Genomic DNA, 24,908 nt, shown 5'->3' with positions numbered 1-24,908 from the left:
GTGACTCACACCGTTCTCATCGGGCTTGGCGTCCTCATTGCCATCCTCACCGTCGTTGCGGCCCTTGGCCTGCTGCCGTCGCTGCGCATCGTCCCCGACAATACGCATTTCGACTTCACGCGCTTCCGCCGCATCAGCTTCCCGATCTCGGCCGCGCTGTCGATCGTCGCGATCACGCTGTTCTTCACCCACGGCCTGAATTTCGGCATCGACTTCCGCGGCGGCACGCTTCTGGAAGTGCAGGCCAAGTCCGGCACCGCCGACATCGCGGCGATGCGCACCTCGCTCGACGCCCTGGGGCTGGGCGAAGTCCAGTTGCAGCAGTTCGGCGGCCCCGAGAACGTCCTGATCCGCGTTGCGGAGCAGCCGGGCGGCGACGCCGCCCAGCAGGAAGCCGTGCAGAAGGTGCGCGGCGCGCTCGGTGACACCGTCGAGTACCGCCGCGTCGAAGTGGTCGGCCCCCGCGTCTCCGGCGAGTTGCTTGCCTACGGCATGATCGGCCTGATGCTCGCGATCGTCGCCATCCTGATCTATCTCTGGTTCCGCTTCGAATGGCAGTTCGCGCTTGGCGCCATGATCGCCAACGTGCACGACATCGTGCTGACCATCGGCTTCATGTCGATCAGCCAGGTCGATTTCGACCTGACCAGCATCGCGGCGCTTTTGACAATTCTCGGCTATTCGCTGAACGACACCGTCGTCATCTACGACCGTATCCGCGAAATGCTCCGGCGCTACAAGAAGATGCCGATGCCGCAGCTGCTCAACGAGTCCATCAACTCGACGCTGTCGCGCTCGATCATCACCCACTTCACCGTGACGTTGGCGCTGCTGGCGCTGCTCCTCTTCGGCGGTCATGCCATCCACAGCTTCACCGCGGTGATGATGTTCGGCGTGGTGCTGGTCGGCACCTATACGTCAATCTTCATCGCGGCGCCGATCCTGATCTATCTCGGCGTCGGCGAGCATCGCGAAGATGCGGTCGAAACGGCTACGCCGGCGAAGAAAAATCGGCCATGATCCGAACCGCGCGCCCTCGCAAGAGTTTGCGAGGGCAGTAGCCCAATTCGGACAAGTCCCATGGCCGGCGATCCCAACGCTCCCCATTTCCCGCGCTCGGCGCCGATCGACGCCTATGGCAAGGGCGGCTTCGCCTTTGCCGGCATGTCGCATCGCGGCTCGTTGCTGTGCCTGCCCGATGCGATCTGGGCCTGGGACGTGACCGACCCCGCCAAGATCGACCGCTATTCGCTGGAGCGGGTCTTTGCCGCAGCCAACAGCATCGACACCCTTCTGGTCGGCACCGGAAGCGGGGTCTGGCTGCCGCCGCCGGAGCTGCGCCAAGCGCTGAAGGCGGTGAAGGTGGTGCTGGACACGATGCAGACTGGGCCGGCCGTGCGCACCTACAACATCATGATCGGCGAGCGGCGGCGGGTCGCGGCGGCCCTGATCGCGGTGCCATGAGCGGCGGCGCGCGAGCGACTGACGCTGCTGCCTTCTGCGCCGATCTCGTGCGCACCCACGATTTCGCGCGCTACGCCGCGACCCTGTTCGTGCCCGCCAATGAGCGCCGCGCGCTGCTCGCGCTCTATGCTTTCAATGCCGAGATCGTCCGCGTCCGCGATCAGGTGACACAGCCTCTTCCGGGCGAAATCCGCCTGCAATGGTGGACCGACATGCTGGCCGGCCATGTCCATGGCAGCGCCGAGGGCAATCCGGTTGCCGCCGAGCTCCTAACCGCGATTCACGATTACGAGTTGCCGGCCGAGCCATTGTCGCGGCTCATCGAGGAGCACCAGTTCGACCTCTACAATGACCCGATGCCGACCATGGCGGCGCTGGAGGGGTATCTGACCGAAACGTGCGCGGCGCTGTTGTCACTTGCCGCGCGGATCTGCGCGCACCCGTCGGAGGCCATCGATCATCTCGCCCGTCACGCCGGCCTTGCCCAGGGCATGGTGCAGGTGATCGGCAGCCTGCCGCGCGATGCCGCGCATCGCCAGCTCTTCGTGCCGCAGCAACTTCTGGAAGGCCATGGCAGCACCATCGATGAGGTGTTTGCGGCCAAGGAGACGCCGGCGCTACGCGCGGCGCTGGATGAGCTCGCGGGCGAGGCGCGACAGCATATCGCGACCGCGACCTCGCTGCTGGTGGAGATACCGCCGCAGGCCAGGCTGGCGTTCCTGCCGCTCGCAGCCGCGCGCCGCGATCTGGCGCGCCTGTCCCGCGCGGATCGCAATCCCTTCCTGCCGCAACCGCCTTCGCGGCTAGGAACCCTGTGGACGCTCTGGCGCGCGTCGCGGTCGCGGCAATTTACCAAATAGCGGCTCCCGTATCGCGGTTGCAGGCCAAATGACCTATATTGACCTATGGCCGAAGCACTCCAAACCACCTCGCACGATACGCCGGATCCCGCGGTCGACTTGAGCGGTCTTCCGGTCACGCTCGCCGACCTGCGCGCTGCCGCGGACGTGGTCCGCGGCGCCATCGTCGAGACGCCCTGCAATTACAGTCGGACGCTGAGCGCGATCTGCGGCTGCGATCTCTGGCTCAAGTTCGAAAATCTCCAGTTCACCTCCTCGTTCAAGGAGCGCGGCGCCCTCAATCGTTTGACCGCGCTCTCAGTGGAGGAGCGGCAGCGCGGCGTCGTCGCGATGTCGGCCGGCAACCACGCGCAGGGCGTCGCCTATCACGCCAAGCGCCTCGGCATTCCCGCGACCATCGTGATGCCGGTCGGCACGCCGATGGTGAAGATCGAAAACACCAGGCATCACGGCGCCGAGGTGATCGTCACCGGGGCGACCCTGGAAGAGGCCGCCGCGTTCGCACGCACGCACGGCGAAGCGCGCGGCATGATCTTCGTCCATCCCTATGACGATCCGCTCGTCATCGCCGGGCAGGGCACGGTCGGGCTCGAGATGCTCAAGGCGGTGCCGGAGCTCGATACGCTGGTCGTCCCGATCGGCGGCGGCGGCTTGATCAGCGGCATCGCGATTGCGGCGAAAGCGCTCAAGCCTGGCTTGCGAATTCTCGGCGTCGAGGCCTGGCTCTATCCCTCGATGTACAATGCCATCCATGACGGCAACCTGCCCGCGCGCGGCGACACGCTCGCCGAAGGCATTGCGGTGAAGTCGCCGGGCAAGATCACGACCGAGATCGTCCGCCGCCTCGTCGACGACATTGCGCTGGTGAACGAGGCCGAGCTCGAACGCGCGGTGGCGACCATGATCTCGATCGAGAAGACCGTGGTGGAGGGCGCGGGCGCCGCGGGACTCGCGGCAATCATGAGCGATCCCTCGCGCTTTGCCGGCCAGAAGGTCGGCCTTGTCCTGAGCGGCGGCAATATCGACACGCGGCTGATCGCCTCGGTGCTGACCCGCGAGCTCGCGCGCGAGGGACGCTTGACGCAATTGTCGCTCGATATCCCCGATAGGCCGGGCCAGCTCGCCGCCGTAGCGGCGCTGCTGGCGGAAGCCGGCGCCAACATCATCGAGGTCTCGCACCAGCGGACATTTTCGGACCTGCCGGCCAAGGCGACGCTGCTTCAGCTCGTCATCGAGACGCGCGATGCCGCGCATCTCGACGAGGTCATGGCGAAGCTCGGCGCATCCGGCTTGAGTGCCCGCTGCACGTGAGCCGTAGCTAAAGCGCGATGAGATTGGGATGAATCGTTATCGCGCTTTACCTTGTTGTTTGAGCATGATCTCCGCGCAAACGCGTTCCGCGTTTGTCGCGAGGGAAAACCGCTTCACACTTTTCCGGATCATGCTCTAGCTCGACGGCAAGTCCGCTTCGAAATTGAAGCGGTCGCGCAGGTTCTTGCGCTGATCCAGGATGTCCTTCAGGAACGCGCGATCCTGGTCGCTCTTCATCATCGGCTCGATCAAATCAAGCTGGTTCATCGCCACGAGCTGTAGGATTTCGGTCCGTGGCTTGCCGCTGGCATCGCGCGGCAGCGCATGCACCACCTGGATGTGCTCGGGGGGCTTCGGCCCGTTCGCGGCTGCGAGGTCATTGCGAAGCCGATCCTCGAGCGCGGCTTCCTCCGCCTCGACGAAGGCGTAAAGCCCGACGCCGGAACGGCGGTCGGCGAAGGCGACGATGGCGGTGTCACGCACCGCCGGATTCTTGCGGATCAGGTCAACGAGCACGGGCGCGTCGTTGACGAGCCTGCGGCCACCGCCCTCGCGATCGGTGAAATTGAAGAGGCCGCGGGTGATCGCGCGATAGACCTTCTTGCCGGTGGCGAGCCAAAGGCTTGCTGCAAAGGATTTCTTCGCGAGGATCTTGCGCTCCCTGGGCGTCAGCGCCTCGGGCGCATAGGAGCGCTTGTGCTTCAGCAGATGTCGAAGGTCCTCGTACGCGAGAATGCGATAGAGCCGGCCGCGACGCCCAAAGCAGGCGGCAAGCTGGAAGTCGGTCACATAAGCGCGGCCGTCGCGGCCGACCAGCCAGTTCTGCTCCTTCGCAAGGTCGTTGTGGCAGATGCCGGCGTGGCGCAGCCGGCGCAACGCGTCCTTCGCGGAACGGAAATAGGCGACATTGCCGTGCGGCTTGGCCAGATGCAGCGCGACGCCGTCGACGAAGCCGCGGACCAGCGCCCGGCGGCCGGTCCAGAGCAGCTCAGGACCGACGTTCAGGCCCTTGGCCAGCGCCAGCGCATGTTTCTCGCGCGCGAACAGATGGCGCGCCAGCACGAACGACCACCACGGCACCTCGTCGAGGCGGCGCAGCACCGCATCGATCTCGCCACGCTCACTCTTGAAACGGCCGCGCTCGACGGTCGAGAACACGTCGCGCTTCAGGAGCACGCCCTCGGTCCAGCGCGCCGCGAGCACCGCGGCGTCTTCTTTGGGTAGGCTCATGACAGGCTCACGCCGCTGCGGCGATGTTTTGGTGATCGGCGATCCAGCGATCGAGATCGGCCAGCGCACGGGCGCTCAGCGCCTGCTTCTTGGCGACCGTCTTCTCGTTGCCGCGCAGCCGCGTGCCGTCCGGCTTTTTGGTCGGCAGGGTCGCGAGCGGCGGGAACAGGCCGAAATTGATGTTCATCGGCTGGAACGAGCGCGTGCCCGGCTCGATGGTCTCGATATGGCCGCCGGTGATGTGGCCGAGCAGCGATCCCAATGCGGTCGTCGCCGGCGGGCTGGTGAGTTGCTCGCCACGCGCGTCTGCCGCTGCATAGAGGCCGGCGATCAGGCCGACGCTGGCCGATTCCACATAGCCCTCGCAGCCCGTCATCTGGCCGGCAAAGCGCAGCCGCGGCTGCGCGCGCAGGCGGAGCTGGCCGTCGAGCAGCTTTGGCGAGTTGAGGAAGGTGTTGCGATGCAGGCCGCCGAGGCGGGCGAATTCGGCGTTCTGAAGGCCCGGAATGCTTCGGAAGATGCGCTGCTGCTCGCCGTACTTCAGTTTCGTCTGGAAGCCGACGATGTTGTAGAGCGTGCCGAGCTTGTTGTCCTGGCGGAGCTGAACGATCGCGTACGGCTTGGTCGTCGGATCGTTCGGATTGGTCAGCCCGACCGGCTTCATCGGGCCATGACGCAACGTCTCGGGCCCGCGCTCGGCCATCACCTCGATCGGCAGGCAGCCGTCGAAATAGGGTGTGTTGGTCTCCCACTCCTTGAACTCGGTCTTCTCGCCGGCAATCAGCGCGGCGACGAAGCCGTCATATTGCTCCCTGGTCATCGGGCAGTTGATGTAGTCGGCGCCGTTGCCGCCGGGGCCGACCTTGTCGTAGCGCGACTGGAACCATGCGACCGACATGTCGATGGAATCGCGGTGCACGATCGGCGCGATGGCATCGAAGAAGGCGAGTGCGTTTTCATCCGTCAGCTCGCGGATCGCGTCCGCCAACGGGGCGGAGGTGAGGGGGCCGGTCGCGACGATCACATTGTCCCAGTCGGCCGGCGGCAGGCCGGCGACCTCGCCGCGGGCGATCTCGATCAGGGGGTGCTCGTTCAGCGCCTTGGTCACGGCGGCGGAAAAGCCCTCGCGATCGACGGCGAGCGCGCCGCCTGCGGGCACCTGGTTGGCATCCGCTGCGCGCATGATCAGCGAGCCGAGGCGGCGCATTTCGGCGTGCAGGAGGCCTACGGCGTTGTTGGCGGCATCGTCGGAGCGGAACGAATTCGAGCAGACGAGCTCGGCGAGCCCGTCGGTGCGATGGGCCTCGGTCATGCGGCTCGGCCGCATCTCGTGCAGCACCACGGCGACGCCTGATTTGGCGACCTGCCAGGCGGCTTCGGAGCCGGCGAGGCCCGCGCCGATGATGTGAACGGTCTTGGAGGTAAGTATCTTGGAGTGCGATCCTGTCATGGGCGCGACAGGTAGCGCTTTTCAGTGTCGAGTGGAATCACCGTGATGGCGTTTCTCACCCCAGAAACGACAACGCCCGCACGAGGCGGGCGCTATCGGTTGGTCCGGTCCGGGAAGGGCCAATCAGCCCTTGTAGGCGCCGGCGGCAACGCGCGGAATGTCGGAACGGTCGAGGCCGATGTCGGCCAGTTCGCGATCGCTGAGCTGCGAGAGTTCAGCAACATTGCGCTGATAGTCCCGGAACGCGTGGATCATACGGATAATCGAGAGCAGCATGGTAGTCTCCTGTAGTTCGATTCAGCCCTTGACCTGAGCGTCATCGTTGAAATGAATATAGGTCGGACTGCTGCATTGCGGAAGTTCCGATGTTGCGATGCAGCTAAGCGAAGAGCGCATAGCGCAAGTAAGGAACGATTAACGGGTTGGCGGTCCTGCCCAAGCGCCAGGTCCGGCGCACCCAAAGGTGCAATAAAGTCCCGTGAAATCACGGATTTATAGCATCTTATGTCAGTTCCATCCGCGACAAAAATATGTCGCAATAGGTCCGTCGCAAGCCGCCAGGCGGAATTCGTACCCTATTCCTCCTATGCGCGAATCGCATGCAATATGATTCATTAGAACTGAGCGATAATTCACTGTTTTGTCATCTGAAGCAGCGGGCTGCTGTCGAGCTGCGGTGAGTCAGGACTGCTCAGTCGCTTCGACCCGGAACTGACATCGATTCTCGCTTGGACTTGGTCGCTCGGCACAATCTCGGTCTGTGCAAATCCCGACCATGTCTCCAATCATCTTCGCTGCGGTGCACACACGCCGAGCGTGCAAGAGCTAAGTTACAAAACTGTAATGAAAATCAGAAATTTCGCATGAGGGCTCTGCGCGCCGCGCAACATCACGCAATTCTCGCGGGGAATTCATTCTCGAAACTTGCGGCAGTCGAGGAACAATCTCGCCCGCAGATTCCGGCAATGATGTCGGGCTGCGCAACAATAAGAGAAGGAAGGTAACCATGAAAACGTTACTAGGGGTCATCGCAATCGCCGCCGTCGCACTCGCCGTCGCTCCGGCACAGGCTGCCAAGAAGATGGGTGGATGCAGCTCGACCAATCTCGAGCAGACCGAGACCGCGGTCGAGAACATGCAGGACGGTGACGGCAAGTTCACCGCGCAGAAGGAGATCGCGGCGGCTCAGGACGCGCTTTTGAACGGCAAGATGGGTGTGTGCGGCGCGCACCTCAACAAGGCGATGCACGCCACCATGGGCAAGTAAACGCCAGGGAACCAAGGAGGGCCGGTCGCGACGCGATCGGCCCCTTATCTTTTGAAACTGGCGATGAGATTGGGATGAATCGTCATCGCGCGTTCCGCGTTTGTCGCGAGGGAAAACCGCTTCACACTTTTCCGGATCATGCTCTAAGGAGCGCGCGCGAGCTGGGTCGCGAAAGAGGCGACCGTCTTGGCGTAGACCTCGCTCTTGTTCCATTGCTGGAGCACCGCGAAGTTGGGGCCGCCGGGCTCCCAATCCTTGCCGCGCTGCCAGCCGTAATTCGCAAGATAATTGGCGGTCGAGGCGAGCACGTCGGGCGCGCTGTGCAGCAGATCGCGACGGCCGTTGCCGTCGAAGTCGACGGCATATTTCATCCAGGATGATGGCATGAACTGGGTCTGGCCGAGCTCGCCCGCCCAGGCACCGCGCATCTCGTTCGGCGCGAGATCGCCGCGCTGAACGATGCGCAGCGCGTCCATCAGCTCGCCGCGAAACTGCTCGGCGCGCCGGCAGTCATAGGCGAGCGTCGCGAGCGAGCGCAGCGTCGGAAACTTGCCGATATTGACGCCGAAATCGGTCTCCAGCCCCCAGATCGCGACCAGCACCTCGCCGGGCACCCCGTAGGTCTGCTCGATCCGCGACAGCACCGAGCCGTACTGCTTCATCATGTTGGAGCCGCGCTGCATGCGCGGCGGCACCATGCGGCCGGAGAACTCCTCGAAACTCTGGCTGAAGACTTTTTGCGAACGGTCGCGCGACAGCACGCTTTGATCGAGCGTGACGCCGGCAAGGCCGGCCGTGATCGCCTGCTGCGAGATGCCCTTGGCGGCGGCTTCGGTCTTGAAGTCGGCAATCCAGGCATCGAAATTTCCGGAACCGCAGGCGACTGCGGCGAGCGCGGGCCCGGCTGAGGCAATCGAGGCGGTGAGGGCGAAGGCTGCGAGGGCGAGACGAGAAATCGTCGGGGTCATTCGAACAAATCGATTCCATGAAGTGGCATGACCGGCGGCGCGGAATGTCGGTTCCAACCGCGGCTAAAACAAGGCCCATGGGTCGATCATGGGCCGGTGGCGTCTGCTCACGCACGAGCAGGGTTAAGGGAATGATATTGGGCGAGTCCGCAAGCGATCAACCGGCGGACTCGCAGCAACGTGATTTCGTTTCACTCCGACCGATTCCGCCAGGGGAACAGGTTGGCGGGAAAATCGGCAGCCGGCTTGCGCGGGCGCGGCGGCGGAGCGTCATGCCGTGCATTGGGATCGGACACGATCACCTTGCGATAGAGATGCCAGGTGGCGTGGCCAAGCAAGGGGATGACCACGGCGAGGCCGAGGAACGCGGGGATGGTTCCGAGCGCCAGCAGCGCTGCGACGATCACGCCCCAGGCCGCCATCGGCACCGGGTTCTTCGCCACGGCGCGCAGCGAGGTCACCATGGCTTCGCCGGCGCTAGCGTGCCGATCGAGCATCAACGGGAACGAGATGACGCTGATGCAGAGCGCGGCGAGCGCGAACAGGAAGCCGACGCCGCAGCCGACCACGATCAGCCACCAGCCTTGCGGCGTCGTCAGCACGCGCTTGAGGAAGTCGGAAATGCCGGTGACGCCTTCATAGCCGAACGCCGCCACATAGATCGCCTGCGCGGTCGCGACCCAGGTCACGAACAGCGCGAGCAAGAGCGTGCCGAGCCCGAGCATGGCGCCGAAGGAGGGCGAGCGTAGCACGTCCATGGCATCCCAGGCGCTGGCCTCCTCGCCGCGCTCGCGGCGGCTGCTGAGTTCATAAAGGCCGAGCGCAGCAAACGGGCCGATCAAGGCGAAGCCGGCCGCCAGTGGGAACAGCAGCGGGATCACCGAATAGCCCATCGCCACGCGCGCGAGCACGAGGCCGAGCACCGGATAAATGACGCAGAGGATGACGGCGTGGCTCGGCACCGCCTTGAAATCCTCCCAGCCGCGCTTGAGCGCGTCGTGCAGATCGGACAGTTGGATGGTTCGGATGACCGGTCCAGCCGCATCAGCAGGCTGGGCCATACTGGGGACATTGCCCTGGTAGAGTGTCGCCATGGTCGCTTGCTCCCTTGCCGCGCGACCGAATGCCGCGCCGGCAAACGGCGCACGCGGCCGCTATTTTCTCGAACAATCGCGATTCCACACCAGACTCGGAAGACCAGCGGGTCGCGAGCCGAAGTGGAAGCGTACTCCCATTCACAGGGGCTGTCCCTCACGCCTGGGTGAAATTCGATGTCGCAGTGCAACCGCGAATATGTCATTCGGTCGTCATTTCGCCGCAGATAAGCTGATGCTGTGGCATGCTCCGCTCAGGCAGCGGACGCGACACAGAAACTTGGTCTATAGGTTGGCACCTGAGGCCCTTCCAACGGATCCTTCTTTGGGGAAGCAGACATGAGCATCTTTGGTAAAATCGTCAGCGCGATCTTCGGCAGCCATCCTGCCGCGGCTGCGCCGGCCAGCGGAGCGACCCCCGGCGGAGCGCCGGCAGGCTCCGCTCCTTCAGGCTCGACGCCGTCGGCCGTACCTTCCGCAGCTCCATCTGCCGCCGCGCCATCCGCTGCTCCCGCGCAGACCGTGGATGTGGCCGCGATCGTCGACAAGGCGGTCGCCGCGCACAAGGGCGAGAAGCTGGAATGGCGCACCTCGATCGTCGACCTCATGAAGGCGCTCGACATCGATTCCAGCCTTGCCGCGCGAAAGGATCTCGCCAAGGAGCTCGGCTACACCGGCGACACCAACGATTCCGCGACGATGAACGTCTGGCTGCACAAGCAGGTGATGTCCAAGCTCGCTGCCAATGGCGGCAAGCTGCCTCCGGAGATCAAGCACTGACGGCAAGTGCCATCGGCGTTGAAAAAGGCCCGCGAGATCGCGGGCCTTTTTTGTGTCCGGCGCTTACGCGACGAGATCCGCATATTCCGGATGCTTGTCGAGATAGTCGACGACGAAGCCGCAGCCCGCGACCACCTTCCTGCCGTCGCGCCGGATCAATTCCAGTGCGCCCTTGACCAGTTCGGATGCGATGCCGCGGCCGCGCAGCGCGCGCGGCGTCTCGGTGTGGGTGATGATCACGGCCGACGGCGTCAGCCGGTAATTGGCGAAGGCGACCTCCTGGCCGACATCGAGCTCGAAGCGGCTTTTGTCCTTGTTGTCGCGTACCGATGCCGACATGCCGATCCTTCCCATCCGTCGTTGCAGGCCCTGATCTAGGCGTGTGAACCCGCCTCTGCCAAGGCGCGACCAAGGGACATCGTTGCAGGGGAGATATCCGTCGCATGCGTGGCTCGATCGGTCTTGTAGCTTTGCTGGCCGTGCTGACGCTTGCCTGGACCGCGCCGGCATCGGCCGCGGACGGCGATGCGGCGGCGCAGGCCTGGGACGCCTGCATCGGGACCGCGAGCGCGCCGGATGACCGCGTCAAGGCGTGCTCGGCGGTGATCGATGCCGGGAGCGAGACCGGCCGCAAGCTGGCCGCCGCCTATTGCAACCGCGGCCATGGCCTGACCGAGAAGCGCGAGCTCGATGCCGCGCTCAGCGATCTCGACGAGGCCGTCAGGATCGATGCGACCTACGCCTGCGCCTTCAACAATCGCGGCCGCGTCTATGCCTTCAAGCGCGATTTCGACCGCGCCATCGCCGACTATGACCAGGCGATCAAGCTCGATCCGTCGTTGGCGATTGCCTATAACGGCCGGGGCGATGCGCGCTTCAACAAGGGTGACGCTGGCGGCGCCTTCGCCGATTTCAATGCTGCAATCAAGGCCGATCCCACGTTTGCCATGGCCTATGGCAACCGCGGTTACATCTACTATCGCAACCGCGACATGGCGCATGCAATTTCCGACTACACCGTGCAGATTAAGCTAGCGCCCGATCCGCTCGCCTATATCAACCGCGGCAACGCCTATCGCGATTCCGAGCAGCTCGACCGCGCGGCGGCCGACTATGGGGAAGTCATCCGGCTCGCGCCGGCAGATGCACGCGGCTGGCGCAATCGCGGCATGATCCGGCTCTACCAGGGTGACAACAAGGGCGGTCTCGCCGACTACGACAAGGCGCTGCAATACGACCCTTCCGACGTCTTCTCCTGGAACAACCGCGGCCAGGCCAGGATGCGGCTCGGCGACAAGCAGGGCGCGATCGCCGATTTCAGGAAGGCGCTGGAATTGCGACCAGGCTTGCCGACGGCGCGTGAGGCGCTCCAGAAGCTCGGCGCGCTGTAGCGTCGAAAAGGTTAACGTCGCGCGGCGACTACAAAAATCCTCCGCACGGCTCTTGCAAGTTCCGCCGCGGTTCCCACGTGTTTGAAAAGACATACGCCCGAATGCGGCCGGCAGGGTCGCTGAACGTTCGGAGTGTCGTGATCGCCAGCCGCCGACGTATGCCTCTTGTGTAGGAGGTTACGATGTCGGACTTTGGTTTTCTGAATACTCATCGAACATGGGAAGACTGGTGCGGGATGCTGCTCGGCGCGCTGATCGCTGCGTCGCCGTGGTTTCCCGTCCAGGATCATACTGCGATCGTCGGACACCAGACGGTGATCCTGAACTCGGTCGCAGTTGGCCTGGTGGTGTTTGGCCTCAGCCAGCTCGAATATGTCGCGTTGCAGCGCTGGCAGGAGGTGGCGACGATCCTGGTCGGCCTTTGGCTGATCGTCTCGCCCTATATCCTCGGCTATTCCGGCGAAGGCTTTCTGCGCGTCTACCACACCAGCCTCGGCGCGGTGGTGGTGCTGCTCGGCATTCTCCAGCTCTGGCAGGATTGGACGCTGAGCGACCAGGACATGCTCAAGCACGGGCAATAGGCCGTAGATTCCTGCAGGCCCGCGCGATCGGCGGGCCTGCGCCGCTCATCTCTTCACGAGATCCGCGTAGTCTGGATGCTTGTCGATCCAGGCCCTCACGAACGGACATTGCGGGATCAGCCTCAATCCCGCAGCGCGGACCTGGTCGAGCGCGCCTTGCACCAGCTTTGAGCCGACACCCTTGCCGCCGAGTTCTTTCGGCACCTCCGTATGCTCGAAGGTGATGACATTGCCGTCGAGCCTGTAATGCTCGGTGGCGAGATGGCCCTCCACTTCGAGCTCGAAGCGGTGATGGGCCCTGTTGTCGATGACGTCGCTCATGTCGTCTCCCGTCAGCTCTTCAGCGAGTCCGTCAGCATCTTGCGGATCGACCAGGCTTGCCCGTCGGACGCGCCCTTGATGTTGTCAATCTTCCAGCTACTCCCCTCGCGCACCAACTCATAACGCACGACCTGGTCGGCGGGTTTGCGGTCGTTGCGGTGACCGGCGATGGTCACCGCGATGGTGGCCTTGTCGGCCTCGAGCTTCTCGGTGTCGACCTTGAACGATTTGACGTCGGGCTCCTGCGAGTTGGTCACGGGATCGAAATCGACTGGCCCGACGTCGCCCTTCGGCGTGTGCGCGTCGGCCTTGGCCCACAGCGCGACCAGCGATTTCGAGAGATATTTTGCCTTGGCCGCCTTGGTCTCGATGATGAAGGCGCCGCCGCCGTCGCCTTTTCCCTTGGCGGCGCGGGTGTAGATCGCGGTCAGGATCGCGACGGGATCGTTGGCTGAGGGGGCCTGCGCGGCGGCCGCGTCGACGGTGGCGAGAAGCGAGGCTGCGACGAACGTGCGGCGGGTGAGCATGGGATGTCCTGAGATCGGTTGCACCGCGCTTATAGGCCGGAAATGTCCGGCCGGCGGTGTATCTCAGTAGAGTTTCGTGGCGGCGGATTGGTTCAATCGGCAACCCTGGCGAGACGCGAATCCTCTGCAGGTTGCGGCCGCAGGCAGCCCTTGCAGATGACGAGCGATCGCTTGACCTGTGACTCCTGGTCGGTTTCGATACCATCCTGGGCCGCCGCGACCGACTTGTCCTGGCCGGTTCGGGCAGCGGTCCGCGACGTGCGCGCCGGCTTCGGCTGATTGGGATCCTCACCAGCACCGTCCCAGGCGTAGCGCGCCGGGGCAAACGCGGGATCGGACGCAAGTCGCGCTTGCGGGGCCGCGGCGCATCCGGCGAGCACCAGCGACAACAGGAGGAAAGCGGGCGCCTTGGACATGGTGCAAAACTCTGTACGCGGAGACGGGTCAAGGTTGCGCCGATCATGTTTAAGATTCCCTGAACGATCGAGGCTGCTCCGCCGGACAATGCGACCTTGCGCCGTGCGATCTTGCGGCACCGCTGACGATGGCGATAAATGATCCGCGAAGTGCGGTCCGCCTGCGCGCAGGCCGCCAGCGAAGAGGAAGCCCCATGCAGCCATTGCGGATGTCGCGCCGCGTCATGAATCTCGCTTACATGCTGACCCAGAATGCGCGGCGGCACGGGTCGCGGCCGGGTTTCGTGTGGGGCGATAGATACTGGACCTGGCGCGAGATCGACGCGCAAGTGTCCGCGCTCGCCGCTGCGCTTGCCGCGCGCGGCATCAACAAGGGCGACCGCATCCTCGTCCATTCCAAGAATGGCGACGAGATGTTCTTCTCGATGTTCGCCGCGTTCCGGCTCGGCGCGGTCTGGGTGCCCACCAACTTCCGCCTGATGCCGGACGAGGTCACCTATCTCGCGCAGGCTTCCGGCGCGAGAGGATTCTTGTGCCACGGCGATTTTCCCGAGCATGCCGCAGCCGTGACCGGTGGGGCATTGGAGTTCACCTGGCGCATCGGTGACGGCGCGTTCGGTGACACCACTGTTGCGGAGGCGATCGAGAAGCACGCGGGCGCCACGGTCGAGAACGTCGCCGTCGAGCATGACGATCCCTGCTGGTTCTTCTTCACCTCCGGTACCACCGGCCGTTCCAAGGCGGCCGTGCTCACCCATGGCCAGATGGGTTTTGTGGTCACCAATCATCTTGCCGATCTGACGCCGGGCACCACCGAAGCGGATGCATCGCTGGTGGTCGCGCCGCTGTCGCATGGCGCCGGCGTGCATCAGCTGATGCAGACCGCGCGCGGCGCGCGCACCGTGCTGCTGCCGACCGAAAAATTCGACATCAGCGAGGCGTTTCGTCTGATCGAGACGCATCGCGTCAGTAACCTCTTCACCGTGCCGACGATTCTGAAGATGATGGTCGAGCATCCCGCGGCCGACAAGTTCGACCATTCCTCGCTGCGCCAGGTGATCTATGCGGGCGCGCCGATGTATCGCGAGGATCAGAAGACTGCGCTGAACAAGCTCGGCAAAGTCATCGTGCAGTACTTTGGCCTCGGCGAGGTCACCGGCAACATCACGGTGCTGCCGGCGGCGCTGCACGATCTCGAAGACGGTCCGCATTCCAAGATTGGCACCTGCGGTTTCGAGCGCACGGGCATGCAGGTCTCGATCCAGGACGACGCGGGCCGCGAGCTTGGGGCCAACCAGAGCGGCGAGATCTGCGTGATCGGCCCTGCGGTGTTCGCCGGCTACTACGACAACCCCGAGGCCAACGCGAAAGCGTTTCGCAACGGCTGGTTCCGCACCGGCGATCTCGGCCACATGGACGAGGAAGGCTTTGTCTACATCACGGGACGCGCCTCCGACATGTACATCTCCGGCGGCTCCAACATCTATCCGCGCGAGATCGAGGAGAAGATCTTGACGCATCCCGCGGTCGGCGAGGTCGCCGTCCTCGGCGTGCCCGATCCGACCTGGGGCGAGGTCGGTGTTGCCGTCTGCGTTGCGCGCGAGGGAGCAAAACCCGTGAGCGAGGCGGAGATGGCGGCGTTCCTCGGCCCCAAGGTGCCGCGCTACAAGATGCCGAAGCGCTTCTTCTTCTGGGAGGCGCTGCCGAAATCGGGCTATGGCAAGATCCCCAAGCGAATGGTGCGCGACGAGCTGGAGGCGCGGGGCCTGCTCGATCTCGACAACAAGCAGGCGGGCTGAGCGCTGATCATGCGGAGCATCAAGCAGCCGGGCACACCGGTCGCCGAGCGTATCCAGTGGGTGGAGGCGAGGGGACGAGCATTTTCCTTCACGCTGCAATCCGGCATGCCACTGCTGGAGGCCGCGCGCCGCGGCTTTGCGGCGGAGGGCTTTGCCGGCGGTGTCCTCAATTTCGGGCACGGCGCGCTCGGCCCGTTCGCTTACGTGATGCCGGCGCTGTCGAAGACCGGCGAGAACGCCGCGTTCTACAGCGAGACCTTTCGCCCCGAGGGCGTGACGCGGGTGCGGCTCGGCAGCCTGACGCTGGGCAGGCGCGATGGCGCGGCGTTTTTCCACTGCCATGGGCTCTGGACCGAGGCGGACGGTCGCGCCAACGGCGGCCATATGCTGCCGGAGGAGACTGTCGTCGCCGAGCCGTTCGAGGTCGCAGCGTTCGGCATCGACGGCGCGATGTTCACGGCGGAGCCTGACGGCGAAACCAACTTCAAGCTGTTTGGGCCGGTGGCCTCAAGCACGACCGGCGCACGCACCACTGCCCGCGCCTTCGCCCTGCGGCTGCGGCCCAACCAGGACCTTGCCGGGGCGCTCGAAGGCTTCTGCCGCGAGCACCGCATCAAGCGTGCGAAGATCCATGGCGGCGTCGGCTCTACCATTGGCGCCCGCTTCACCCATGGCGGCGTGACAGAGCCGTTTGCGACCGAGCTGGCTGTGACGGCCGGCACAATCGCGCCCGGCGCCTCCGGTGCGCAGGAGGCGAAGCTCGATGTTGCCCTGGTCGACTACACCGGCGGCCTCGCCGAGGGCCGCCTGGTCCGCGGCGACAATCCCGTGCTGATGACGATGGAGCTGGTGCTGGAGGTGTTGGACTAGGCGCGACCGGGGCTTGTGGCAGGTCCAAGATGCCACTTTCATAAGTCGAGCGTTCCTGTTACGTTCCCGTCAGTCGTTGGAGCTGGCGGGAATTGGCAGGGGCGAGGAATGAGTCGGAGGGGCAACCGCACAATCAATCTGCCGGCGCCCTATCTCAAACGCGTTTGGCTCGAGCCGTCGCGCATTGCCGATCGCGAGGCCTATCCGTTCTGCCTGCCGATCTTCACGGATGACTTCGAGCTTTGTTTCGAGGCTCCCATCACCATCATTGTCGGCGAGAACGGCACGGGGAAGTCCACCATCCTCGAGGGGATCGCTACCCTTGCTGGCTTCGACGATGCCGGCGGGGGCAAAGGCTACAGGCCTGTCGACCATTCCGACGCGCTGGAGAAGATGGGTGGCCAACTGTCGAAGGCGCTGCGCGCGAGTTGGCTGCCCAAGATAACCAATGGCTGGTTCTTCCGTGTCGAGAGCTTTTTTTCGGTGGCGAGGTGGCTCGACAAGCTGGCGCTCGAAGACATGAGAATGGGACTGCCGGGCGGCCCGCCACCTGACTTCCTGTCCCATTCCCACGGCGAAGGCTTCCTGCGCTTCTTCGAAGAGCGTTGCCAGCGGCAGGGCATCTTCATTTTCGACGAGCCGGAGTCGGCGCTTTCACCGGCACGGCAGATCGAATTCCTGAAGCTGTTGCGGCGAATGGAGGGCTCCCGCATTTGCCAGGTCATCATGGCCACGCACGCGCCGATGCTGATGGCCTATCCCAATGCGACCCTGTTGCGACTGACCAAAGCCGGACTGGAGCCGGCGACGTTGTGGGAGACGGACCATTTCAAGGTGATGCGCGAGTTCTGCGACGATCCGGCCGGATTCGTCGATGCAGCGCTCCAGGACGAGTAGGGGGACACGGGACACGGGGAAGAAACGCGCCGTCAGACCATCGGACGTCACAAACGGCCTCGATCCCGTCCAAAACTACGTTACCATGGCCTCAGCGCGCGTCAGTCGCGTAAGACACCAACGATACATTTGAGGAAACGACATGAGGATGACGATTGCGAGGGCCGCTGGCCTGGTGGCCGCGATGGCCCTGGCGGGGACGGCTTTGACGACGGCATTTCCGTCCGCTTGGGCGCACGGACCCACCCGGCAGAAGGTGCGGGAATCCATCGAGATCAACGCGCCGCAGGCCAAGGTCTGGGCGGTGATCGGCAATTTCCAGGACATGAGCTGGCTCGCAGGCGTCACCAAGACCGAGGGCGAGAAGGGCAACGAGATCGGGGCGACGCGGCGGCTGACGCTTGCCGGCGGCGCCACCGTCGACGAGGAGCTCTACAAATACGAGCCCGACATGATGAGCTATTCGTACCGCATCACGGCCGTCGACGTGAAGGTGCTGCCGGTCACCAACTATTCCTCGACCCTGTCCGTATCGCCGGCTCCGGAAGGCAAGACGAAGCTGGAATGGGCCGGCGCGTTCTATCGCGGCTTCCCCAACAATGACCCGCCGCCGGAGCTCAGCGACGAGGCCGCGATGAAGGCGGTGAGCGGGCTCTACAAGGGCGGCCTCGAGGCGCTGAAGAAGAAGATCGAGAGCGGAAGCTGAGCGTGCGCGTTCTGGTGTTGGCGGCGCTTGCCGCCGGCTTCGCTTTGGGCCTCGGCCGTGCGTCGGCCGAGGAGGCGTTCGTCACCAACCAGCTCAGCGAAACGCTGACGGTCGTGGACCTCGCGACCGCACGGCCGGTCGCGACTATCGCGATTGGCGGTAAGCCCGCAGGCGTCGCCGTCACCCCGGACGGTCGCTTCGCTTATGTGACGAGTCCCGAAGCCAAGGCGCTGTCGGTGATCGATGCCGTCGCCCGGCGGGTTGTCGCCACGATCAACGTCGGCGGTGGTCCGCTTGGCGTCGCTGTAGCGCCAGATGGTGCCACAGTTTATGTGGCCGACTGGTACGCTGCGGCGGTTCGTGTGATCGATCCGAGCGCGCGGCGTGTGGTCGCCGAAATCGCGACCGGCGCTTCGCCATCGGGGCTTGCGCTGACACCAGACGGGCATCTCCTGCTCTCGGCGGATCGCGATGCCGACAGCGTGTCCGTCATCGATACCGCAACGCGCGAGCGGCGGGCTGTCATCAAGGTCGGCGTGCGCCCGTTTGGCATAACGATCGATGCCGAGGGTCGGCGCGCCTACACCGCCAATGTCGGATCGAACGATGTATCGGTCATCAATGTCGCGGATTCCCGCGAGATCGGGCGTGTGAAGACTGGTCTGCGCCCCTATGCGGTGGCGTTGGCGCAGGGCCGCGGCTTCGTCACGGACCAATATGACGGCACCGTCAGCGTTTTCGATCTTGCCAGCCTCGCGCCGGTCAAGCGCATCAGCGTCGGGGACTATCCAGAAGGGATCGCGGCGACCGCGGACGGCAAGCGGATCATCGTGGCGAACTGGGAGAGCAACTCGCTCAGCATCATCGATGCCGTCGAGCTGAAGCTGATCGGCGAGGTCAAGGTCGGCGACGGCCCGCGCGCGTTTGGCGCGTTTCTCAGGCGGACAGAGTAGCGTGAGAGTTTGTAGCCCGCATGAGCGAAGCGACATGCGGGAGTTGTAACCCCGGATATCGCTGCGCTCATCCGGGCTACCGCACGGCTACTTTTCCTCGGAGAACGCCTTCAATTTCAGGAAAAAATCCTTCAGGATCGGGTTGCGATCCACGTAGGTCACGTAGCGGATCGGATGCCGCCGGCGATCGGTGCTCCACGTCATCTGATCCGTGAGGATCGGAGCCGGCACGATCACGCTCGGCGCCCACATGGGATTGAGCAGCCAGCCGACCGGCGCCATGTCCCAGATTTCCTTGGACCAGCCGAGGTGATCGGACGCGTAGTCCTTGAAGCGCATCGCCAGGAACGCGCCGATGCTGCCGTGAGGTTCGACGTAACGCTCGATCTCCGGCACGGTCGAGTGAAGATGCGAGGTGACGCCCTTGCACGGCACGAGCACCAGCGGCACGCCGCTGTCGAACAGCACTTGGGCGCCGCCGACATCCTGCTTGAGATTGAACTCGATCGTGTGCGGCCATTCCAGCGCGTGGCCGCCGAGCCACACGACCACGATGCGATCCATGATATCCGGTGCCTTGAGAAGCACTGAGGCAACGTTGCTGATGGCACCGATGGCAACGATGTAGAGCGGCTTGTCAGGCGATCCGGCGCGCGCTCGCGCGATCATGTCATCGACCGCCGGCGCCTCGCGGGCTTCCTTCCCCGGGCCGACATAGTCGGTGACGCCGCGGTGAACCAGGCCGTCAGGCGAAACCTTCAGACGCTCCAGCAGGCGCAGGATTTCCTGATAGCTCAGCTCCATGCCGTGGCCCGGGCTGTCCGCGCGCGCGTTGAAGAATGGGGCGGCGTGGATCGCCTCGACCTCGAAGCGCTCCTTCGAGAGCAGCATCTGGACGAGCGCGAACTGATCGTCGATTTCGTTGTAGGTATCGGTGTCGAGCACGACGCGCACCTTGCCGACAGGCGGCGCCAGGAGTTTCAGGCGGGCTGCGTCCGTGAGGGGTATCATCGTTTTCCCGAACAGTTCGTAGGGTGGGTTGGCCGTAAGGCGTAACCCACCATGCCGACAAAGGTGGTGGATTACGCTTCGCTAATCCACCCTACGCTTCCGCTTAAGGTATCCGCAATGTCGCGCATATGTTCGAACATGTGATCGGGCGCAAGCGCCTGCAACGCCGCCGGCGCGGCATAGCCCCAGCTGACCGCGCCGCAGGCGATGCCAACCGCACGCGCAGCCTCGATGTCGCGGACCTCGTCGCCGATGGCGATGACCTGTGCCGGCTGCACGCCGGCGCGGCGGATAACCCGGCGGAATTTGGCCGGCTTGCCGAACAGCGAGGCGGCGCAGTCGAAATGCGCGAACAGGTTAGCTGCCGCACCTAACTTCTCACGCGCATTGGCTTCGCTGTCCGAGGTCACCAGCGCGAGCTGCACGCCGCTTGCGGCCAGCGTCTGCAGCATGGTCTCGACGCCGGCGAACAGGGAAATCTCCGCCGCGGCCTCGGCCTTCAGCCGCCGCGCATGCCGCGCAATCGCCGGCAGCTTCCACACGGGCACCTCGAGCCGCCTCAGGATCTCGCGCGTCGAGGCATGCCGCAGCCCCTCGACCTCCTCATCCGCGACGCGGCGAAAGCCGAAGCGGTCGGCGACGTCGTTGATGGTGCGCAGGAACCAGGGAAAGCTGTCGGCCAGCGTGCCGTCGAGATCGAAGATGGCGAGGGAGTAGGGCATTGAGGGAAGACGCATTCGGCAGAACGCGCGCCTCGTTCGATCGTGACGCGCTGACAGGTGCAATCAAAGATGCTATATATTGAATACGCAGAGGTGACAGATGTCGGAGCTACTGGCAAGAATTACGATCGATCCGCAGCGCATGCATGGTCGTCCATGTATTCGCGATCTGCGCATCACAGTCGGTGACGTCTTAGGCCTGCTGTCGGCCGGACAGTCGCGGGAGAGCATTCTGGAGGACTATCCGTATCTCGAAGATGCCGATATCGATGCGGCGCTCGCCTATGCTGCCCGTCAGGTCGATCACCCGATCATAGCGGCCAAATAGCTTGCTCTACCTGATCGATGCTCAGCTCCCACCTGCTCTCGCGCGGGCCATGCGTCAGGCCGGATTCGATGCAGCGCATGTTGTCGAACTTGGGCTGGCGACCGCGACGGACGGAGTGATTTGGGATGAGGCAACGTCTCGATCAGCCGTTCTCGTCACCAAGGACCGCGACTTCTCGCTTCTTCGCGTCGCAAAAGGTGAAGGGCCGATCGTGCTGTGGGTTCGCGTTGGCAATATCGACGATCGCACGCTGATAGACCAACTTCTAAGCGCCATGCCACAAATCGGCGAGGCCGTTGGACGGGACGAAGCGGTCATTGAATTCGTCGGCTGCTAGCATCAAAGGTCGGGTCAGCGCAACTTGCGTACGTGAACATTGATATCGAGATCGATGTCGGTCACGCAGGTCTGCGTGGTGCGGTGGGACCCGCCCTCGTGCCAGCGGCCGTCGCGGGTTCGGCCCTTGCTAACATTCGCCAGCCGCAGGTAGCGCCATTGTGGCAGCTTGCCGCTACTCTCGCCGGCAAACTGCCAGGCCAATACCACTTCCTCGCCGTGTCTGTTGGTACCGATGATATGTGGGCACAGCTCGCGACGGCGGCCTTCATAGACGCAGGTCACCTGCTGTTCGGCGAGGATGGCGTTGCGAAAGAGCGCATAGTTCTGGCTGGGCATCGCGGACACTCAATGGCGGCCTGATTCCCGAAATCATCAAACTCCAGGCCGCGAGCTACTCCGCCGCCTCGCTCGTGCTCCTTCGCTTCGGCTTGTTCGCCTTCTTCAGCACCGGCTCCAGAAACTTCCCCGTATAACTCCGCGGTGCCTTGACGATATCCTCCGGCGGGCCCCAGGCGACGATTTCGCCGCCGCCGTCGCCGCCTTCGGGGCCGAGGTCAATGACCCAGTCGGCGGTCTTGATGACTTCGAGATTGTGCTCGATGACGACGACCGTGTTGCCCTGCGCAACCAGCTCGTGCAGCACCTCCAGGAGCTTCTTGACGTCGTGGAAGTGCAGGCCGGTGGTCGGCTCGTCCAGGATGTAGAGCGTGCGGCCGGTGGCGCGCTTGGACAGCTCCTTTGCCAGCTTGACGCGCTGGGCTTCGCCGCCGGAGAGCGTCGTCGCCTGCTGGCCGACGTGGATGTAGTCGAGGCCGACGCGGTGCAGCGTGTTGAAGGTTTCGCGGACGCGTGGCACCGCCTTGAAGAACTCGGCGGCCTCCTCGACGGTCATGTCGAGCACGTCGGCGATGCTCTTGCCCTTGAACAGGACCTCCAGCGTCTCGCGGTTGTAGCGTTTTCCTTTGCAAACATCGCAGGTGACGTAGACGTCGGGCAGGAAGTGCATCTCGATCTTGATGACGCCATCGCCCTGGCAGGCCTCGCAGCGGCCGCCCTTGACGTTGAAGGAGAAGCGGCCGGGCTCGTAGCCGCGCGCCTTCGCTTCGGGGAGCCCTGCGAACCATTCGCGGATCGGTGTGAAGGCGCCGGTGTAGGTCGCAGGATTCGAGCGCGGGGTGCGGCCGATCGGCGACTGGTCGATGTCGATGATCTTGTCGATATGCTCCAGGCCCTCGATGCGGTCGTGCGGCGCCGCGCCTTCGCTCGCATTGTTCAGCTTGCGGGCGATCGCGCGATAGAGCGTATCGATCAGCAGCGTCGACTTTCCGCCGCCGGAGACGCCGGTAACGCAGGTGAACAGGCCGAGCGGAATCTCCGCCGTGATGTTCTTGAGGTTATTGCCGCGCGCGTTGACCACCTTGATGGTGCGGCGGTGGTTCGGCGGGCGCCGCTCCGGCACCTCGACCTCGAGCTCGCCGGTGAGATACTTGCCGGTGAGCGATTTCGGGTTGCGCATGATCTCGGCGGGCGTGCCTTCGGCGACGATGTGGCCGCCATGCATGCCGGCGCCGGGGCCGATGTCGAGCACGTAGTCGGCGAGGCGAATCGCGTCCTCGTCATGCTCGACCACGACCACGGTGTTACCGAGGTCGCGCAGGCGCTTCAGCGTATCGAGCAGGCGCGCATTGTCACGCTGGTGCAGGCCGATCGAGGGCTCGTCTAGCACGTAAAGCACGCCTGTCAGCCCGGAGCCGATCTGCGAGGCCAGGCGGATGCGCTGGCTCTCGCCGCCGGACAGCGTGCCGGAGGAGCGCGACAGCGTGAGATAGTTGAGGCCGACGTCGAGCAGGAAGGTGAGGCGCTCGCGGATCTCCTTGAGGATGCGTCCCGCGATCTCGTTCTGCTGCTTGTTCAGCGCTCCGGGCACGCCCTCGAACCATTCGCCCGCGCGCTTCACCGACAGTTCCGAGATCTCGCCGATATGCTTGCCGCCGACCTTGACGCAGAGCGCCTCGGGCTTGAGCCGAAAACCCTTGCAGGCCTCGCAGGGGACGTCGTGGAAGTATTTTGCCAGCTCCTCGCGCGCCCATTCGCTCTCGGTCTCGCGATAGCGGCGGTTGATGTTGGTGATGACGCCCTCGAACGGCTTCTTGGTGTCGTAGGAGCGGACGCCGTCCTCGTAGGAGAACTTGATCTCGTCGTCGCCGGAGCCGTAGAGGATCGCGTTCTGCGTCTTCTTCGGCAGATCCTTCCACTTGGCGGTGGGTGCGAATTTGTAGTGCTTGCCGAGGGCGACCAGCGTCTGAATGTAGTAGGGCGATGACGACTTGGCCCAGGGCGCGATCGCGCCCTTGCCGATGGCGAGCTCCTTGTCGGGGATGACGAGGTCTTCGTCGACATGCTGCTCGACGCCGAGGCCGCCACAGGCGGGGCAGGCGCCATAGGGATTGTTGAAGGAAAAGAGTCTGGGCTCGATCTCGGGGATGGTGAAGCCGGAGACCGGGCAGGCGAACTTTTCCGAGAACAGGATGCGCTCGGGCCCGCTCTTGTCGTGGATTTTTGCGGTCTTCTTTTTCTCTTCGACAGGCGCTGCGGCCGGCGCGTCGGCGAACTCGACGACGGCCAGGCCCTCGGCGAGCTTCAGGGCCGTCTCAAAGCTCTCGGCGAGGCGCTGGCCGATATCGGCGCGCACGACGATGCGGTCGACGACGACGTCGATGTCGTGCGGGAATTTCTTGTCGAGGCTTGGCGCCTCGGCGAGCTCATAGAAGGTGCCGTCGATCTTGACGCGCTGAAAGCCCTTCTTGAGCCATTCGGCGAGCTCCTTCTTGTACTCGCCCTTGCGGCCGCGCACGACCGGCGCGAGCAGATAAAGGCGGGTGCCTTCGGGCAGCGCCAGCACGCGGTCGACCATCTGCGAGACGGTCTGGCTCTCGATCGGAAGGCCGGTGGCGGGCGAATAGGGCACGCCGACGCGCGCCCACAACAGGCGCATGTAATCGTAGATCTCGGTGACGGTGCCGACGGTGGAGCGCGGGTTCTTCGAGGTCGTCTTCTGCTCGATCGAGATCGCCGGCGACAGGCCGTCGATCTGGTCGACATCCGGCTTCTGCATCATCTCCAGGAACTGTCGGGCATAGGCCGACAGCGACTCGACGTAGCGGCGCTGGCCTTCGGCATAGATGGTGTCGAAGGCGAGCGAGGACTTTCCGGAGCCGGAGAGCCCGGTGAAGACCACGAGCTTGTCGCGGGGAATCTCGACGTCGATGTTCTTGAGATTGTGCTCGCGCGCGCCACGGATCGTAATTGCGCGCAGGTGTGATCCCGCGTTCTGTTGTTGGCGCTTCGCCTTGATCACTTCATCCATCCTGGTGGTCCCCAAGGAAAATTCCCAAAGGAAATACCCACAGGCGCTGCGCGCGCCGACGTTCAGGCGCGCCTTCGCCCGGAACCGGGGACGGACGCCAATGGGTATGCCGCGAACGTAGGAAGAACGGGGCCGGATTTCCAGTGCGAGTTGCGAATCGTCAACGGATTGTTGGCGCGCTGGCAGCACGTGGCAGGAGTCCGGCGCGGCATGCATCCGGAATAAACAAAAAGGCCGGCGCTAGGCCGGCCTTTCG

28 protein-coding genes are annotated in these 24,908 nt (G+C 64.3%); 15 read left to right on the top strand and 13 right to left on the bottom strand.

Features of this window, described 5'->3' with window-relative positions; all coding sequences use genetic code 11:
• From secF to QQL28_RS24110, 4 genes are read left to right on the top strand one after another with little or no spacing between them, the layout of a single operon-like run.
• Complete coding sequence (secF, locus tag QQL28_RS24125; RefSeq protein ID WP_284269269.1) at positions 1-1,020, top strand: protein translocase subunit SecF; 1,020 nt, start codon at positions 1-3, stop codon at positions 1,018-1,020.
• 60 nt (positions 1,021-1,080) lie between these two features.
• Positions 1,081-1,464 carry an Mth938-like domain-containing protein gene (locus tag QQL28_RS24120; protein ID WP_284269268.1) on the top strand — a complete coding sequence of 128 codons (384 nt, stop codon included), beginning with the start codon at positions 1,081-1,083 and terminating at the stop codon, positions 1,462-1,464.
• The gene (locus QQL28_RS24115; RefSeq protein WP_284269267.1) at positions 1,461-2,324 is read left to right on the top strand and encodes a phytoene/squalene synthase family protein; all 864 of its coding nucleotides are present in this window, start codon (positions 1,461-1,463) and stop codon (positions 2,322-2,324) included. Before QQL28_RS24120 ends, QQL28_RS24115 begins: the two co-directional genes overlap by 4 nt.
• A gap of 45 nt (positions 2,325-2,369) precedes the next feature.
• Positions 2,370-3,635, top strand: a complete 1,266-nt coding sequence (locus QQL28_RS24110; protein ID WP_284269266.1) for a threonine ammonia-lyase — start codon at positions 2,370-2,372, stop codon at positions 3,633-3,635.
• A 135-nt stretch (positions 3,636-3,770) separates the two neighbouring features.
• Here QQL28_RS24110 and QQL28_RS24105 read toward each other — a convergent pair whose 3' ends face one another.
• From QQL28_RS24105 to QQL28_RS24095, 3 genes are all read right to left on the bottom strand, one after another.
• On the bottom strand, positions 3,771-4,865 hold the full coding sequence (locus QQL28_RS24105) for an AMP-binding enzyme (RefSeq protein ID WP_284269265.1): 1,095 nt from the start codon (positions 4,863-4,865) through the stop codon (positions 3,771-3,773).
• Positions 4,866-4,872: 7 nt separating this feature from the next.
• Positions 4,873-6,315 (bottom strand): methylenetetrahydrofolate--tRNA-(uracil(54)-C(5))-methyltransferase (FADH(2)-oxidizing) TrmFO, encoded by a 1,443-nt coding sequence (gene trmFO / locus QQL28_RS24100; RefSeq protein WP_284269264.1) that lies wholly within the window; start codon positions 6,313-6,315, stop codon positions 4,873-4,875.
• Positions 6,316-6,438: 123 nt separating this feature from the next.
• The gene (locus tag QQL28_RS24095) at positions 6,439-6,591 is read right to left on the bottom strand and encodes a DUF1127 domain-containing protein (RefSeq protein ID WP_284269263.1); all 153 of its coding nucleotides are present in this window, start codon (positions 6,589-6,591) and stop codon (positions 6,439-6,441) included.
• 730 nt (positions 6,592-7,321) lie between these two features.
• On the opposite strand from QQL28_RS24095, the gene QQL28_RS24090 reads away from it, so the two are divergent.
• Entirely contained in the window at positions 7,322-7,582 is a 261-nt protein-coding gene (locus tag QQL28_RS24090) for a hypothetical protein (RefSeq protein ID WP_284269262.1), read from the top strand.
• Positions 7,583-7,725: 143 nt separating this feature from the next.
• On the opposite strand, the gene QQL28_RS24085 is transcribed toward QQL28_RS24090, so the two are convergent.
• Both QQL28_RS24085 and QQL28_RS24080 read right to left on the bottom strand, forming a co-directional pair.
• Positions 7,726-8,550, bottom strand: coding sequence for a lytic murein transglycosylase (locus QQL28_RS24085; protein ID WP_284269261.1), 825 nt, complete (start codon positions 8,548-8,550; stop codon positions 7,726-7,728).
• Positions 8,551-8,741: 191 nt separating this feature from the next.
• Complete coding sequence (locus QQL28_RS24080) at positions 8,742-9,644, bottom strand: DUF2189 domain-containing protein (protein WP_284269260.1); 903 nt, start codon at positions 9,642-9,644, stop codon at positions 8,742-8,744.
• A gap of 339 nt (positions 9,645-9,983) precedes the next feature.
• Here QQL28_RS24080 and QQL28_RS24075 point away from each other — a divergent pair, with 339 nt between their 5' ends.
• Positions 9,984-10,424, top strand: coding sequence for a DUF3597 domain-containing protein (locus QQL28_RS24075; RefSeq protein ID WP_284269259.1), 441 nt, complete (start codon positions 9,984-9,986; stop codon positions 10,422-10,424).
• Positions 10,425-10,487: 63 nt separating this feature from the next.
• Here QQL28_RS24075 and QQL28_RS24070 read toward each other — a convergent pair whose 3' ends face one another.
• A complete protein-coding gene (locus QQL28_RS24070) occupies positions 10,488-10,763 on the bottom strand; it encodes a GNAT family N-acetyltransferase (protein WP_284269258.1) in 276 nt (91 codons plus the stop codon).
• A 104-nt stretch (positions 10,764-10,867) separates the two neighbouring features.
• Here QQL28_RS24070 and QQL28_RS24065 point away from each other — a divergent pair, with 104 nt between their 5' ends.
• Both QQL28_RS24065 and QQL28_RS24060 read left to right on the top strand, forming a co-directional pair.
• Positions 10,868-11,815 (top strand): tetratricopeptide repeat protein, encoded by a 948-nt coding sequence (locus QQL28_RS24065; RefSeq protein ID WP_284269257.1) that lies wholly within the window; start codon positions 10,868-10,870, stop codon positions 11,813-11,815.
• Between the two features lie 182 nt (positions 11,816-11,997).
• A complete protein-coding gene (locus QQL28_RS24060; protein ID WP_284269256.1) occupies positions 11,998-12,396 on the top strand; it encodes an SPW repeat protein in 399 nt (132 codons plus the stop codon).
• A gap of 45 nt (positions 12,397-12,441) precedes the next feature.
• On the opposite strand, the gene QQL28_RS24055 is transcribed toward QQL28_RS24060, so the two are convergent.
• The 3 genes from QQL28_RS24055 to QQL28_RS24045 form a co-directional block, all read right to left on the bottom strand.
• On the bottom strand, positions 12,442-12,717 hold the full coding sequence (locus QQL28_RS24055; protein WP_284269255.1) for a GNAT family N-acetyltransferase: 276 nt from the start codon (positions 12,715-12,717) through the stop codon (positions 12,442-12,444).
• An 11-nt stretch (positions 12,718-12,728) separates the two neighbouring features.
• Entirely contained in the window at positions 12,729-13,244 is a 516-nt protein-coding gene (locus QQL28_RS24050; RefSeq protein WP_284269254.1) for a DUF3828 domain-containing protein, read from the bottom strand.
• Positions 13,245-13,336: 92 nt separating this feature from the next.
• A complete protein-coding gene (locus QQL28_RS24045) occupies positions 13,337-13,660 on the bottom strand; it encodes a hypothetical protein (RefSeq protein WP_284269253.1) in 324 nt (107 codons plus the stop codon).
• A gap of 194 nt (positions 13,661-13,854) precedes the next feature.
• On the opposite strand from QQL28_RS24045, the gene QQL28_RS24040 reads away from it, so the two are divergent.
• From QQL28_RS24040 to QQL28_RS24020, 5 genes are all read left to right on the top strand, one after another.
• Complete coding sequence (locus QQL28_RS24040) at positions 13,855-15,459, top strand: acyl-CoA synthetase (protein ID WP_284269252.1); 1,605 nt, start codon at positions 13,855-13,857, stop codon at positions 15,457-15,459.
• 9 nt (positions 15,460-15,468) lie between these two features.
• Positions 15,469-16,329 (top strand): PCC domain-containing protein, encoded by an 861-nt coding sequence (locus QQL28_RS24035; protein ID WP_284269251.1) that lies wholly within the window; start codon positions 15,469-15,471, stop codon positions 16,327-16,329.
• Between the two features lie 108 nt (positions 16,330-16,437).
• Positions 16,438-17,226: an AAA family ATPase gene (locus QQL28_RS24030; RefSeq protein WP_284269250.1), complete on the top strand. Its 789-nt coding sequence runs from the start codon at positions 16,438-16,440 to the stop codon at positions 17,224-17,226.
• Positions 17,227-17,368: 142 nt separating this feature from the next.
• A complete protein-coding gene (locus QQL28_RS24025) occupies positions 17,369-17,932 on the top strand; it encodes an SRPBCC family protein (RefSeq protein ID WP_284269249.1) in 564 nt (187 codons plus the stop codon).
• Between the two features lie 2 nt (positions 17,933-17,934).
• Positions 17,935-18,885, top strand: a complete 951-nt coding sequence (locus QQL28_RS24020) for a YVTN family beta-propeller repeat protein (protein WP_284269248.1) — start codon at positions 17,935-17,937, stop codon at positions 18,883-18,885.
• Positions 18,886-18,972: 87 nt separating this feature from the next.
• Here the strand turns inward: QQL28_RS24020 and QQL28_RS24015 are convergent, their stop codons facing one another.
• Together QQL28_RS24015 and QQL28_RS24010 are read right to left on the bottom strand one after the other, a co-directional pair.
• Positions 18,973-19,896 carry a nucleoside hydrolase gene (locus QQL28_RS24015; protein WP_284269247.1) on the bottom strand — a complete coding sequence of 308 codons (924 nt, stop codon included), beginning with the start codon at positions 19,894-19,896 and terminating at the stop codon, positions 18,973-18,975.
• 71 nt (positions 19,897-19,967) lie between these two features.
• Complete coding sequence (locus tag QQL28_RS24010) at positions 19,968-20,618, bottom strand: HAD-IA family hydrolase (protein WP_284269246.1); 651 nt, start codon at positions 20,616-20,618, stop codon at positions 19,968-19,970.
• 100 nt (positions 20,619-20,718) lie between these two features.
• On the opposite strand from QQL28_RS24010, the gene QQL28_RS24005 reads away from it, so the two are divergent.
• Entirely contained in the window at positions 20,719-20,946 is a 228-nt protein-coding gene (locus tag QQL28_RS24005) for a DUF433 domain-containing protein (RefSeq protein ID WP_284269245.1), read from the top strand.
• A gap of 1 nt (position 20,947) precedes the next feature.
• A complete protein-coding gene (locus tag QQL28_RS24000) occupies positions 20,948-21,283 on the top strand; it encodes a DUF5615 family PIN-like protein (RefSeq protein WP_284269244.1) in 336 nt (111 codons plus the stop codon).
• 14 nt (positions 21,284-21,297) lie between these two features.
• Here the strand turns inward: QQL28_RS24000 and QQL28_RS23995 are convergent, their stop codons facing one another.
• Positions 21,298-21,621, bottom strand: coding sequence for a hypothetical protein (locus tag QQL28_RS23995; RefSeq protein ID WP_284269243.1), 324 nt, complete (start codon positions 21,619-21,621; stop codon positions 21,298-21,300).
• A 55-nt stretch (positions 21,622-21,676) separates the two neighbouring features.
• Complete coding sequence (gene uvrA / locus QQL28_RS23990) at positions 21,677-24,652, bottom strand: excinuclease ABC subunit UvrA (protein ID WP_284269242.1); 2,976 nt, start codon at positions 24,650-24,652, stop codon at positions 21,677-21,679.
• Positions 24,653-24,908: the final 256 nt, after the last annotated feature.

Origin of the sequence: Bradyrhizobium iriomotense (assembly GCF_030160715.1) — a bacterium.
Taxonomy (GTDB): Bacteria; Pseudomonadota; Alphaproteobacteria; order Rhizobiales; family Xanthobacteraceae; genus Bradyrhizobium; species Bradyrhizobium iriomotense.
This window is presented reverse-complemented; position numbering and strand designations above follow the sequence as displayed.